At 30.9% G+C, this 13,655-nt stretch carries 12 protein-coding genes; 8 read left to right on the top strand and 4 right to left on the bottom strand.

Annotation, left to right across the window (positions count from 1 at the left end; translation table 11 throughout):
• The first annotated feature begins 256 nt into the window (after positions 1-256).
• On the top strand, positions 257-2,923 hold the full coding sequence (mgtA, locus tag RR430_RS07485) for a magnesium-translocating P-type ATPase (protein ID WP_332508840.1): 2,667 nt from the start codon (positions 257-259) through the stop codon (positions 2,921-2,923).
• 29 nt (positions 2,924-2,952) lie between these two features.
• Here the strand turns inward: mgtA and RR430_RS07480 are convergent, their stop codons facing one another.
• Together RR430_RS07480 and RR430_RS07475 are read right to left on the bottom strand one after the other, a co-directional pair.
• On the bottom strand, positions 2,953-4,239 hold the full coding sequence (locus tag RR430_RS07480; protein ID WP_332487147.1) for a sensor histidine kinase: 1,287 nt from the start codon (positions 4,237-4,239) through the stop codon (positions 2,953-2,955).
• Positions 4,236-4,910 (bottom strand): response regulator transcription factor, encoded by a 675-nt coding sequence (locus RR430_RS07475; protein WP_332487149.1) that lies wholly within the window; start codon positions 4,908-4,910, stop codon positions 4,236-4,238. The genes RR430_RS07480 and RR430_RS07475 overlap by 4 nt, the downstream gene beginning before the upstream one ends.
• Positions 4,911-5,065: 155 nt before the next feature.
• On the opposite strand from RR430_RS07475, the gene RR430_RS07470 reads away from it, so the two are divergent.
• Together RR430_RS07470 and RR430_RS07465 are read left to right on the top strand one after the other, a co-directional pair.
• Positions 5,066-5,470 carry a hypothetical protein gene (locus tag RR430_RS07470; protein WP_332487151.1) on the top strand — a complete coding sequence of 135 codons (405 nt, stop codon included), beginning with the start codon at positions 5,066-5,068 and terminating at the stop codon, positions 5,468-5,470.
• Between the two features lie 146 nt (positions 5,471-5,616).
• On the top strand, positions 5,617-5,829 hold the full coding sequence (locus RR430_RS07465; protein WP_332487152.1) for a hypothetical protein: 213 nt from the start codon (positions 5,617-5,619) through the stop codon (positions 5,827-5,829).
• 252 nt (positions 5,830-6,081) lie between these two features.
• Here RR430_RS07465 and RR430_RS07460 read toward each other — a convergent pair whose 3' ends face one another.
• Together RR430_RS07460 and asnA are read right to left on the bottom strand one after the other, a co-directional pair.
• Positions 6,082-6,696 (bottom strand): class I SAM-dependent methyltransferase, encoded by a 615-nt coding sequence (locus RR430_RS07460; protein WP_332487153.1) that lies wholly within the window; start codon positions 6,694-6,696, stop codon positions 6,082-6,084.
• Between the two features lie 7 nt (positions 6,697-6,703).
• Complete coding sequence (asnA, locus tag RR430_RS07455; protein WP_332487154.1) at positions 6,704-7,711, bottom strand: aspartate--ammonia ligase; 1,008 nt, start codon at positions 7,709-7,711, stop codon at positions 6,704-6,706.
• Positions 7,712-7,829: 118 nt separating this feature from the next.
• Between asnA and rimO the strand changes: the two genes are divergently transcribed.
• The 5 genes from rimO (at position 7,830) to hpf (ending at position 13,601) form a co-directional block, all read left to right on the top strand.
• A complete protein-coding gene (rimO, locus tag RR430_RS07450; RefSeq protein WP_332508839.1) occupies positions 7,830-9,134 on the top strand; it encodes a 30S ribosomal protein S12 methylthiotransferase RimO in 1,305 nt (434 codons plus the stop codon).
• A 97-nt stretch (positions 9,135-9,231) separates the two neighbouring features.
• Entirely contained in the window at positions 9,232-10,131 is a 900-nt protein-coding gene (locus RR430_RS07445; protein WP_332487156.1) for an ROK family protein, read from the top strand.
• Positions 10,132-10,143: 12 nt separating this feature from the next.
• Positions 10,144-11,373, top strand: coding sequence for an aminopeptidase (locus RR430_RS07440; protein ID WP_332487157.1), 1,230 nt, complete (start codon positions 10,144-10,146; stop codon positions 11,371-11,373).
• Positions 11,374-11,515: 142 nt separating this feature from the next.
• Entirely contained in the window at positions 11,516-12,997 is a 1,482-nt protein-coding gene (locus RR430_RS07435; protein WP_332487158.1) for a DUF2779 domain-containing protein, read from the top strand.
• A 76-nt stretch (positions 12,998-13,073) separates the two neighbouring features.
• Complete coding sequence (gene hpf / locus RR430_RS07430; protein WP_332487159.1) at positions 13,074-13,601, top strand: ribosome hibernation-promoting factor, HPF/YfiA family; 528 nt, start codon at positions 13,074-13,076, stop codon at positions 13,599-13,601.
• Positions 13,602-13,655 lie beyond the last annotated feature (54 nt).

Genomic DNA, 13,655 nt, shown 5'->3' with positions numbered 1-13,655 from the left:
CAAGGCATAGAATAATGTAATAACATTGCCCTAAGAAGTTAAAGCTTGAATGATAAAGAATGTTTTTTTAAGTCTTTATCTAACTGATAAGGACTTTTTTAATAGGAGGAGGTGAGTTGTATGAGTAGTGGTCATCCGTGTATTGAAGATATTTGGCTGAATTATAATAGTTTTAATTACCTATACAACTCATCTTGTATGTCTACAAATTAAAATATTTTTATAATGATGCCTCAACTAAAAGGGAGGAATTATTATGGTGAAAAGAATTGTTGGTTTTTTCATGCAACAAAATTTTGTTGTTGAAGATAAAATCAAAAAAGCAACACTGCTTAAACCTACAGAATTATTTCGAGAAGTAGGTAATAATTTAAAAGGATATTCAAAAGAACAAGTAGAAACACAAAGAAGAAGATTTGGTGAAAATCTTTTAATACATAAAAAACAATTATCGTTATGTGAATTGATTTTTAATTCAATTAAAAATCCTTTTACACTTGTTTTGCTTACATTAGCATTCATATCATTCTTAACGCAAGATTATGCAGCGGTAACAATAATTATTTTAATGATTACATTAAGCAGTATTCTAGGTATTACACAAGAAATTAAAAGTTCTAAAGCAATTGAGCGATTAACCGAAATGGTTGAAACAACTGTAACAGTTCAAAGAAAAAATGATGATGAAGTTTCTAAACGACAAGAAATACCGATGGATGAACTCGTTGTTGGAGATATTTTGTATTTATCAGCAGGTGATATTATTCCAGCGGATGTAAGGTTAATACAAACAAAAGACTTTTTTGTCACACAGTCTTCGTTAACTGGAGAAAGTGAACCAGTGGAAAAATTCTCAAATGAATTAAATAAAATAACACAAATTTTGGATGCTAATAATCTAGTTTTTATGGGTTGTAATGTTGTATCTGGGGCTGCGACCGGTATCGTTCTATCAGTTGGTAATGATACTATGTTTGGCAATATCGCAAGGACTTTACAAGAGAAAGATACTGTAACAAATTTTGATAAAGGTATTAAATCAGTATCGATGGTGTTTATTAAATTTATGCTAATAATGGCACCTATAGTATTTATAATAAATGGATTTACTAAAGGTAGTTGGCTTGAAGCATTTTTATTCGCTATTTCTATTGCAGTTGGGCTAACTCCGGAAATGTTACCGATGATTGTTTCTGTAAACCTTGCTAAAGGTGCAACGGAAATGTCTAAGAAAAAAGTAATTGTAAAAAAATTAAGTGCAATTCAAAACTTTGGTGCTATGGATATTTTGTGCACTGATAAAACAGGAACAATTACACAAGATAAAGTAACTCTAAAGTATTATTTAAATATTCATGGTAATGAGGATGTGCGAATTTTAAGACATGGGTTTTTAAATAGTTATTATCAAACAGGCCTTAAAAATCTTATGGATCTTGCGATTATAAGCCATGTAGAGGATAGTGAGCAAAAAGATTTGTTTAATAATTATATAAAAGTTGATGAGATACCTTTTGATTTTAATCGCCGAAGAATGAGTGTCGTGGTAGATAATTCCAATACAAATTCACTTCAACTAATTACTAAAGGTGCCATTGAAGAAATGTTATCAATATGTAGCTATGCTGAATATAATGAACAAATTGAACAATTAACAGATGAATTAAGAGAAGAAATTTTAAATCGTTGTTACGAATATAATGAAAAGGGATTTAGAGTCTTAGGGATTGCTCATAAGAAACTTGATACATCAAATAAAGCTATATCTGTTGTTGATGAGAATGAAATGGTTTTGCTAGGTTTTTTAGCATTCTTTGATCCTCCAAAAGAAAGTACTAAGCAAGCATTGTTAACACTTCATGAATATGGTGTAAATGTAAAAGTATTAACTGGTGATAATGATGCAGTTACAAAATATATTTGTAATGAAGTTGGATTAAACATTACTAATTTTGTACTTGGAGAAGCGATTGAAACAATGAGTGATACTGAACTAAGTAAATGCGTTGAAGAGGTAGAAGTGTTTGCGAAGTTATCACCATCACAAAAAACAAGAATAGTTAAAATGTTACATCAAAATGGACATACTGTCGGGTTTATGGGAGATGGTATTAATGACGCAGCAGCTATGAAAGCAGCTGATGTTGGGATTTCGGTTGATTCTGCAGTTGATATTGCCAAAGAAAGTGCGTCAATAATCCTACTTGAAAAAGATTTAATGGTTTTAGAAAATGGAGTTATCGAAGGAAGAAAAACATTTACGAATATTTTGAAGTACATTAAAATCACTGCAAGTTCTAACTTTGGTAATATGTTTTCAGTTTTAGCAGCAAGTCTTTTCTTACCATTTTTACCTATGATGCCATTACAAATACTTATTCTTAATTTGATTTATGATATATCTTGCACAACAATTCCTTGGGATAATGTTGATGTCGAGTATTTGAAGAAACCTCATCAATGGGATGCTAGTGGTATCTCAAAATTTATGAAGGTATTTGGACCAACTAGTTCTATTTTTGATATTGTAACTTACCTTATTCTGTTTTTCGTAATTGGACCAATAGTTTTAGGCGGAAATTTTCATTCGCTTAATTCAGAATCAAGAATTTTATTTATAAGTCTATTTCAAACAGGATGGTTTATTGAAAGTTTATGGACACAAACCTTTGTTATTCATATGTTACGTACTGAAAAAATACCATTTGTTCAAAGTAGAGCTTCATGGCAATTACTAGCAGGATCTTCATTTGGTATTATAGTTGGAACAGTGATTCCTATGACTGTAATTGGAACAACTCTTAATATGAGTGTAGTGCCATCTTATTTCTTCTTAATATTAATACTAATTATAATTTGTTATAACTTATTAACATCATTTGTTAAAGTGTATTATATTAAAAAGTATAGAAAACTATTATAGAAAAATAGACTGATATAAAATTTATCAGTCTATTTATTAAATTTAATGGTAAACTTTGTGCCGTGATTTAAATGATTTGTAACTTCAATTGTACCTTTATGGAAATCAACACCATGTTTTACAATTGCTAATCCTAAACCAGTACCTTCAATTTGTTTGTTATGTGATTTATCACTTCGATAAAATCGCTCAAATATTCTATCTTTATCTTTTTCGCTTACACCAATTCCATCATCTTTAATAGTTATTTCAATATAGTTATTGATGTCTTTAACACTGACCCATACATGACCGTTAGGATAATTGTATTTAACAGCATTTTGAACTAAATTATAAATAACTTCATAGATTATTTGTCTAACAGCTAAGCCTTTGACTGAAACAGATTCATCAACTAAGAACACATTTGCTTGGTTTGCATAAGTTTCTAAGTTTCTTAATACATTTTGTATTACTTCTTGATAATCTATTGTTTCAAAGTCCAATTGTACATTTCCTTCATCGAGTTTAGATAGCTTAATAATATCATCGATAATTCTAAATAAATGTTTTGATTCGTCCACAATTTTCTGTGAAAATTCTTGAGTGTTATCACCTTGTAAATTATTAGCCATTATCTCAGCATATCCAGAAATACTGGTTAAAGGAGTTTTTAACTCATGAGATACATTTGCACTAAATTCTCTTCTAATTTTATTATGATAATTCATATTTTCTAGCAAAGGTTGTAATTCAGGATATGTTTTATTAGCTAGTGGAACATCAATGTTTAGATGGTTAATTGGATCAACAATTTTCTTGGTAAGAATTTTTGCAATGATTAAACTAATTATAATAACGATAGTAAATATTGCGATAATAGGTAATAAAGAAGAACCTAATGCGCTAATCAATGTTTCTGAAGTTGTTGATAAACGTAAGATATTACCATCATTCAATAACACTGCATAATAATATGTGGATTCATTTAATGTATCTGAATATCTTGATGTATCACCACTACCATTTTTTATTGCTGTTTCAATTTCTGGGCGGTGTGCATGATTTTCTAAAGTTTTTGGATTATACCTTGAATCCAGTAATACTGTTCCATCAGTACTGATTAGTGTAATACGTGATTCTGAATAAAACTTAGTATTTAAAAAATCACTTGGATTTTCATTGTAGTAGCTACTTAATGATAATGTTTCTTCTTGTAATGTTTTCTTAGTAGCACTTGTTAAATCATTATAAATAATGAATGTGCATAAAAAATATGAAATTGCTACAAGTACAATTGAGGTTATGGCAATACTTTGGAATATTTTTTTCTTCATTCTATATCCACCATTTTATAACCAACACCACGAATTGTTTCTATATAATCACTTGCGTGATCTAGTTTAGATCTGAGTGTTCTTATATGGACATCAACAGTTCTAGTTTCACCATAATAATCATATCCCCAAATTTGTTCAAGTAATTGTTCACGTGTTAAAACAATTCCTTGATTTTCCATAAGAAGCTTTAGTAATTCAAATTCTTTAAGTGTTAATACGATACGTTTATCACCCAATAAAACAAAGTGTCGTTGCGTATCAATTGTTAAGTCTTTATAAGAAATTGATTTGGTAGGGGTAGGTTTGTCAGTTCTTCTTAAAACTGCTTTGACTCTTGCTACTAACTCCATAATTCCAAAGGGCTTAGTAATATAGTCATCAGCACCTAAATCTAAACCTTGAACCTTATCATATTCACTGTTTTTAGCAGTAACTAAAATTACTGGAATGTTTTTAGTGGTAATTGAGGTTTTCAATTGTTTTAAAATTGATAATCCACTTTCTCCAGGTAACATGATATCAAGAAGTATCAATTCTGGTTTTTCATCAGCTAATGCTGGGTAAAAAGATGTAGCGTCACTAAATCCCTTAGCTTGAAAGCCGGTGTTATTTAATGTGTATACAATAAGTTCAAGTATGTTTTGTTCGTCTTCTACGCAATATATCATGTCATCACCTACTACTAGTTTACGTGTTTTATTGTACAACCGCAATCTACAAACATTGATTTAACATAAAATTAACACGATTTATCAAATATGCTTAATTATATAAATCTATTAATTTTAATGAAAAGTGTTATAATAGGAAACGGTGATTATAAATGGAAAAATTTAAACAAGCTTTTATACGTTTTATGCAAGGAAGATATGGAGTTGATAGTCTTAATAATGTCCTATTATATTTATCAATAGGAATATATGTATTAGACATCTTCTTTTTTAAAAACATATTTATGACATTGCTTTCAGAAGTAATGCTTCTAATTGTTATTTTCCGTATGTTTTCTAGAAATTGGGTAAAAAGACAAAATGAAAATACTCTTTATCTACAATATACAAAAGGAATTAGAAGATATTTTATTTGTTTAAGTAAACAACTTAAAGATTCTGAACACGCTTATTTCCTTTGTCCTAAATGCAAGCAAATCGTTCGTGTGCCAAAGGGTAAAGGCAAAATTGAACTTGAATGCCCATCTTGCAAAACGAGATTTGAAAGAAAATCATAAAGCTTATTAGCCTCGATAGTATCGAGGTTTTATTATACTTTATACCATAAGAAAATCTCGTTTGTATTTAGCGAGATTTAATAAATAGTATTATTTTTTATCTTATAGGAATGCTAAATAAGTCGATCTTAGAGATAGACAAATCTATGAAAACTATTTTCTATTCTAACCGAATTTATCTTAATCAAGATCAACAACAATGTCTAAGAAACGATATCTATCTCTTTCATCAAATGAAAGTGAAAGCTTATCGTTTAGTTTATCATATACAGTTTAATGACCTAAAAGTAAAGTCTATGCAAACAATAATTAAGAAAATGTTTGGTACTAATGATTACTTACGTGCAACCTTAGTATAGCAAGAAGAGGAATGGGGATAAAAGAAAAAATATCCCATGAGATTGAAGGATTGTGTAAGACATGGAAATAAGTAAAAAAGATGTTTAGTGGAGATAGTGCTCCAATAAACATCCATTCGTGTTACTACTAGATTAAGTCCTCGAAAAAAAGTGCGTAGGTATCATAGAGGAGACTGATATCAATCCCTATGAGAAAAGGAGATTGGTTTTAAGGACATCATGGTTCTTAAGATGATTTGAAAAACAAATCATTTACTTGATGATTATTACTCCAGCACAAAATGATGTTTTGATAAATTCAATATTTTTAAAGTGTTGTTCTAAATGACTAATAACTGGATAGATTTCATCACTATCCCAATCATTTGGATTTGCATTTTGGCATTGTTGGTATGCTTCTTTGTTTTCAAATACAACATCACCAATTAACATCATTCCTTCACTTGTGCAGCATTGTAGACACTGGTTAATAAAACTTATTTTTTGAGTATCATCCAAGTGATGAATAGCGTAAGTACATACAATATAATCAAATTGATTTGGCTTTAATATAGCTGGCAATCCTGTTGAAAAATCAGCTTGTATTAGGGTAGCGTTAGGCATCTTTGATTGAGCTATCTGAATCATCTCGTCTGAGAAATCAATTCCAAATATTGAATAGCCTTCATCGTATAGCCTTTTTGATAATACGCCTGTTCCAAAACCGATATCTAATATTGTTGCTTTTTCTTTGTTTTTAATTGTTTTGTAAATTGTATTTAGTGTATCTTTATAACCGGCAAATGGATAACGATTAGATGATTCAAAATCATTAACACTTTTATCATAATTATTTGCCCATAAATCAAAACCTTCTTTATTTAACATAAATTTCCTATAAAATATAAATTTTATTCCTTTCGCATTCGTCAATCATTTCTTTTGGCCAAATGCTAGCTTGTACCTCACCTACATGAGCTCTATTTAGTAGAAGCATACATAAACGGGATTGACCAATACCACCACCAATAGTATATGGAAGTTCTTTATTTACTATCATTCTATGATAGGGCAATGTTAGGCGGTCCTCGCAATGTGCTTTTTGACATTGTTCGATGATGGCAGTTTCATCAACACGGATTCCCATACTTGATAATTCTAAACCGCATTGCAATGTTTCGTGCCAAAAGAAGATATCGCCATTTAATTGCCAATCATCATAGTCGGGAGCTCTACCATCGTGGGGTTTTCCACTGTTTAGTGGTTCTCCAATTTTCATAATAAAAACACAACCTAGTTCTTTTGAAATCTCGTTTTCTCTTTCTTTAGGACTAAGTGTTGGATATTTGTCTTCTAATTCTTGCGTAGTAATGAAATGTATTTTGTTTGGTAAGTGGTTAACTGCATTTGGATATTTATACCAAACTTCATGTTCCATATGCTTGATAACTTTAAATATATCTTGTACGGTTTGTTTTAGAACATCAATTGTACGTTCTTCTTTAGCGATGATTTTTTCCCAATCCCATTGATCAACATAGCAAGAATGGGTGTTGTCAACTTCCTCATCTCTTCTTATGGCGTTCATATTAGTGTATAAACCTTCGTGTAGTTTAAAACCGTATTTTTTAAGTGCTAGACGTTTCCATTTTGCAAGTGACTGTACAACTTCGATATCATCATTGGGTAATTCTTTCATATCAAAAGATACGGGACGTTCAGTACCGCTTAAATTATCATTAAGTCCAGAACTCTTTTCGACAAATAATGGAGCTGATATTCTAGATAATCCTAAAACTTTTCCTAGTTCTTTTTGAAAAGTATCACGAATATACTTAATAGCTTCTTGTGTTTCTCTTACTGATAAAATAGGATCATAATTCTCGGGTATATATAATTTCATAACTATCACCTCACGTTACGGTTAATTATATAATAATATATGAGACACGTGAAGAAAAAAGTGCTAGATAATGTATTATCATTATGTTTATGGTACAATAAATTGCCAGGAGGTATTTATGAAAATAGGAATAATATCGTTAGGTTGTTGTAAAAACTTAGTAGACACAGAAAATTTAATCGGCTTACTTCAACAATCAAAACAAGAAATAACATATAACTTAAATGAAGCAGAAGCAATTATCGTTAACACATGTGGGTTTATTGATCCAGCCAAGGAAGAAGGAATTAATACAATTCTTGAAATGGCAGAATATAAGCAAAAGAAATGTCGTAAATTAATTGTAATGGGATGTTTATCTGAGCGTTATTATGATCAGTTAGTTGATGAATTGCCTGAAGTAGATCGTTTTATTACTTTAAAACAATACAATCAATTAGGAACAATACTATCAGAAGAGTTAAATGAAAAGATAGCTAATGATTATGGTAAATGTCCTCAAGTTTTAACAGGAAAACCATGGATGGCTTACTTGAAAATAGCAGATGGATGTTCAAATCGTTGTTCATATTGTGCGATTCCACTAATTCGTGGTGCTTATCGCTCATTTGATATTGATGAATTAGTTGAACAAGCAAAGGGATTGGCACTAAGAGGTGTAAAAGAATTGAATCTTATTGCTCAAGATACAACTCGTTATGGATTAGATAATTATGGTGAACGTCGTTTGCTAGAACTATTGAAACGTATCAATGAAATTGATGCCTTGCATTGGATTAGAGTTTTATATATGTATCCTGATGAAATTGATAATGAGTTAATAGAAGGTATGGCTAAATTAGATAAAGTTTTACCATATTTTGATATACCTGTTCAACATGGTTCAAATAGAATGTTATTGGCTATGAATAGGCGAGGAACATCAGAAAGTACAATACAGTTAGTTGATAAAATAAAAGAAACATTTGAATTACCAGTTCTACGTACTACAATGATTGTTGGTTTTCCAACAGAAACTTTAGAAGATGTAGAAATTAATCATGAATTTATGAAACGTGTTCAATGGGATCGTTTAGGCGGATTCACATATTCTAAAGAAGAAGATACACCTTCGTACGAATTAGAAGACAATATAACACAAGAAGAAAAAGAACGTCGTTATGAAGAAATGATGAAATTACAAGAATCACTAGTTCAAATGAAGAATGAGTCATTAATTGGCAAAACATTAGAAGTATTAGTAGAGAAACAAGATGGTTTAACGGGATTCTATCGTGGGCGAAGCGTATTTAGTGCACCTGATGGAATTGATGGAGAAGTTATTTTCAAAAGCGAAGAGCCAATTGAATTTGGAACATTTGTATCTGTAACAATTACAAGAATAAAGGCTCACGATTTTTATGGAACGCGTTCCATAAAATAGATTTGGTGTTTTATTTAAGGAAAAGGTTTGTAAGCCTTTTCTTTTTTTGTTAAAAATTCTATAATATTGGAAGAGATAAAAATAAGGAGAAAATATAATGAAAACAGTTATTGGTATTGATTTAGGTGGCACAAATGTTCGTGTAGCTAAAATTACTGAAGAAGGAGAAGTTTTGCAAGAACTTCAAAGTCCGTCATATGGGCTAGAAGGACCAGAAAAGGTAGTGCCAAACATCATATCTTTAGTAAAACAAATTGATGGATATAAAGATTGTGTAGGGATTGGTATTGGAGTTCCAGGTCCAGTAGATACAGTGAATAAAGTTATGAAATTATCGAGTAATTTAAAAGGATTTACTGATTATCCAATGGCTAAAAATCTTGAAGAAGCACTAGGTCTTCCTACCTTTTTAGATAATGATGCAAACTGCGCTGGCTTAGCTGAAGCGCTAATTGGGGCAGGAAAGAATTATCCAATTGTGTATTATGTAACAATTTCTACTGGTATTGGTGGAGCTATGATTGTTAATGGAAAAGTTGTTTCAGGAAAATCAGGATATGCTGGAGAAACAGGAAACTTAATTGTTGATCCTTATCGTGAACCATTTAATAATTTAAATCCAGGAGCTGTGGAAAGTGAAGCAAGTGGACGTGCAATGACACGTAAAGGAAAAGCTATCTTTGGTGATCATATTGAAAGTGCTAAAGATGTATTTGATTTATATCAATCAGGAAATGAAGAAGCAATTAAATTGGTTGATCAAATGACGACAGACTTAGCAATTATGTTTAGTCAAGTTGCTCATATTGTAGATCCTAATATATTTGTACTAGGCGGCGGAGTTATGAAAGCTAAAGAAATTTGGATGCCAATGATGGTTGAAAAGTTCAAATCATTTGTACATCCAGGCATGCGTGATGTAATATTTACTCAGGCCGAATGCAGAGAACCTGGAATACTAGGTGCTGCAATGTTACCAATTTCAAACGGCTTATAGAAAGAAGGGAACATGGATTCCAGATTAAGAAAATATGCCGAACTTGCGGTTAAACAAGGAGTTAATATTCAAAAAGGACAATTACTGGTTATTAATGCACCAGTAGATACAGTTGAATTTGTACGTTTATGTGTTGATGAAGCTTATAAAGCAGGAGCATCCAAAGTAGAAATTAACTGGAATGATGATGAAATCACTAAGTTAAACTATGAAAATGTCGACACAGAAATATTAAAGAAAGTATCTCAATGGCGTATTGAACAACGTAAAGAAGTAATTGATGAGAAATGTGCATTTTTAAGTATTAGTAGTACAGTTCCAGGCAATTTAAAAAACATTGATCCAATAAAACTTCAAGAAGTGAGTCTTGAACAATCAAAAGCTTTTCAACCTTTCCGTTATTACACGATGGCAAATGTTGGACAATGGTCTATTGTTGCGGTACCCAATGTTACTTGGGCAGAACGTGTATTCCCTGGACTTCAAGGGGAAGAAGCAATGGTTGCATTATGGGATGCTATTTATAAATCAGTCCGTATTGATCATTTAAATGATCCTGTTAAAGAATGGGATGAACATAATGAAAAATTGCGTATTCACAATGATTTATTAAATAAATACAATTTTAAATCATTACATTTTAAAAATGGTAAAGGAACTGATTTAGTAGTAAATTTAGTTAAGAACCATATTTGGGCTGGTGGATATGATACAACACAAAACGGTGTTATATTTAACCCTAATATGCCAACAGAAGAAACATTTACAACGCCACTTAGAACTGGTGTTGATGGTATTGTATATGGTACAAAACCGCTTAATTATCAAGGTAAATTAATCGAAAACTTCTGGATTCGATTTAAAGAGGGTAAAGCGGTTGAGTTTCATGCTGAAAAGGAACAAGATGCTTTGGCTAATTTAATCAATTTAGATGAAGGCTCTTGCTACTTGGGTGAAGTTGCATTAATTTCTCATGATTCACCAATTTCAAATATGAATATCTTATTCTATGTTACTTTATTTGATGAAAATGCTTCGTGTCACTTAGCTTTAGGAGCTGCGTACCCTAGCAACATGTTGGGTGGAGAAAATATGAGTGAAACTGAGCTTTTAGAACATGGATGTAATGTTTCAATGGCTCATTCAGACTTTATGTTTGGTAGTCATGATATGGCAATTGTTGGATTAACACACAATGGTGAAGAAGTCCAAATCTTTAAAGACGGAAATTTCTGCATTTAGTAAATGAAACGGCGAAAGTCGTTTCATTTTTATAAGGGAATGAGGTTTAAGGATTTAATGGTCCTTAGGATGAATTGAGAAACAAATCATTTTATTGTTGGTTAAATTATTTAATGTTGTATAATAAATAAAGGTGATTAATATGTATCATATTTCAGATGTAAAAAAATATTTAAGATGTCCTAAATTATTTTGGCTAAGTCATTATGAAGAGCCAATTCCTTTTAATTCTTATGTACGTCTTGATGAAGCTGTAACATCCTTAGCTTGTGAAAAGTTAGGAATTACAGATTGTTTTTTAGGTACTCGTAGTGAAGATGCTAGTGTGGCATTAGAAGCGATGAAAGAAAATGATTGGATTGTAAAAGGACGTTTTGAGGCAAAACAACTAAGAGTAAAAATTCCATTTTTGCATAGAAATGGATCGGGATGGGATGTTTATTTCTTATTCTGTGGTAATAAACCAAAAGATGATGATATGAACTTCTATTGCAGTAGTATATGGGTATTGGAAGAAAATGATTTAGAAATCAAGGATATTTATATTCTTCATTTTGATGAAAATTATGTTCGTAAAGATGAATTAAATCCACATGAATTGTTTCAAATAACATCACAATTTTTCAACGATAAAGGAAATCCTAATAAAGATATTAAAGAAACTATATACAAACGTATGCGTAATTTAGAAGATGTTTTAAACAATATGGATGAAACATTGAAAAAAGAGCATATTGAATGTACAAGACAAAATAAATGTACAAAGAAAAATAAGTGTCGTTTTTATGATAAATGTTTTCCAAATGAGTTAGAAATTGAATCTGATTCTATTCTTACGCTTGTTTCTTCCCAACATAAATATGAAATGAAGCAACAAGGTAGAGAAAAACTTAAAGATGTTGATCTAGATAAAATTGAAGGATCTCGTCAACAGTTTGCGCAAATTAAAGCTAGCCAAAATGGTGGCTTGTTTGTTGATTATTATTCACTTAGAACATGGATTCAAAATATTAAATATCCAATTACATTCTTAGATTTTGAATGGGAAACATACGCGATTCCACCATATAGTGGAATGAAACCATACGATGTTTTACCTTTTGAATATTCAATTCATATTTTGCATGAAGATGGCGAGATGGAACACAAAGAGTATTTAGGGACTAAAGATTGTCGTAAACATTTGGTGCAAAACTTAATTAAAGATATACCTATGGAAGGTACGATAGTAGCATATAATGCAGAGGGTGCTGAAAAGATACGATTAAAAGAAATGGCTGCACAATTTCCAGAAATGGCTAAAGAATTAATGGAATTATATACACGTCTTGTTGATTTAGCGTTTCCATTTGTAATTGGTGCGGTTTATGATGTTAGAATGCGAGGCTATTATTCACTTAAGGTGTTAATGTCTATTATGGAAAATCAAAGTGGTTATCAAGATTTAGATATTCATCAAGGAATGGATGCAGTATTCCAATGGCGTTTATTAGATCAAGAAAATGATGATGTCAATCCAGAAGAAATTAGAACACATTTAATTGAGTATTGTAGTATGGATACATACGCTATGGTTGTTGTTTATAAATGGTTGATGAGTTTATTATCTAATTATGAAAAATAACTGAACTTTTGAGTATAGATGTTTCAAACTTCTTCTAATTAATCTATAATAAAGGTAAGAAGAGGAGGTTTCATTTATGAGATTTGAAATCGTTGGACAAAATGTTAGTGTCACTGAAGGTATGAAGACTAAAATAGAAAGCAAACTATCCTTCCTTGATAAGTATTTCCTAATTGATGAGAACACAATCGCTCGTGTTGTTGTAAAGATTTATCCAACAACTCAAAAGATAGAAGTTACTATTACAAGTAGGGTAGGTCTATTACGTGCAGAAGTCGAACATGAAGACTTATATGCAGCAATTGATTTAGCAATTGATAAACTAGAGGATCAAATTAGACGCCAAAAGACAAGATTATCACGTAAACATAAGGATAAACTTGCAATGAGTTTCATTGAGGTCGATGAAGAAAAATTAAATGAAAATGATATCCCGGTTAAAACTAAAACAATTCAAGCTGAGACAATGGATTTAGAAGAAGCAATACTTAAGATGGAAATGTTAGGGCATAGTTTCTTCATTTATACTGATAATGAAACAGATACAATTAATGTTGTGTATCGTCGTAATAATGGCGGATATGGTTTAATTGAAACTGAATAGAAGTAAAAGGTAGCGGAGAAGCTACCTTTTTATATGAAAAAAGCATCCAATTTG

Source organism: Anaerorhabdus sp. (genome assembly GCF_036641015.1).
GTDB lineage: Bacteria > Bacillota_I > Bacilli_A > Erysipelotrichales > Erysipelotrichaceae > Anaerorhabdus.
Note: the sequence above shows the minus strand (reverse complement) of the source record. Positions and strands in the feature narration are given on the sequence as shown.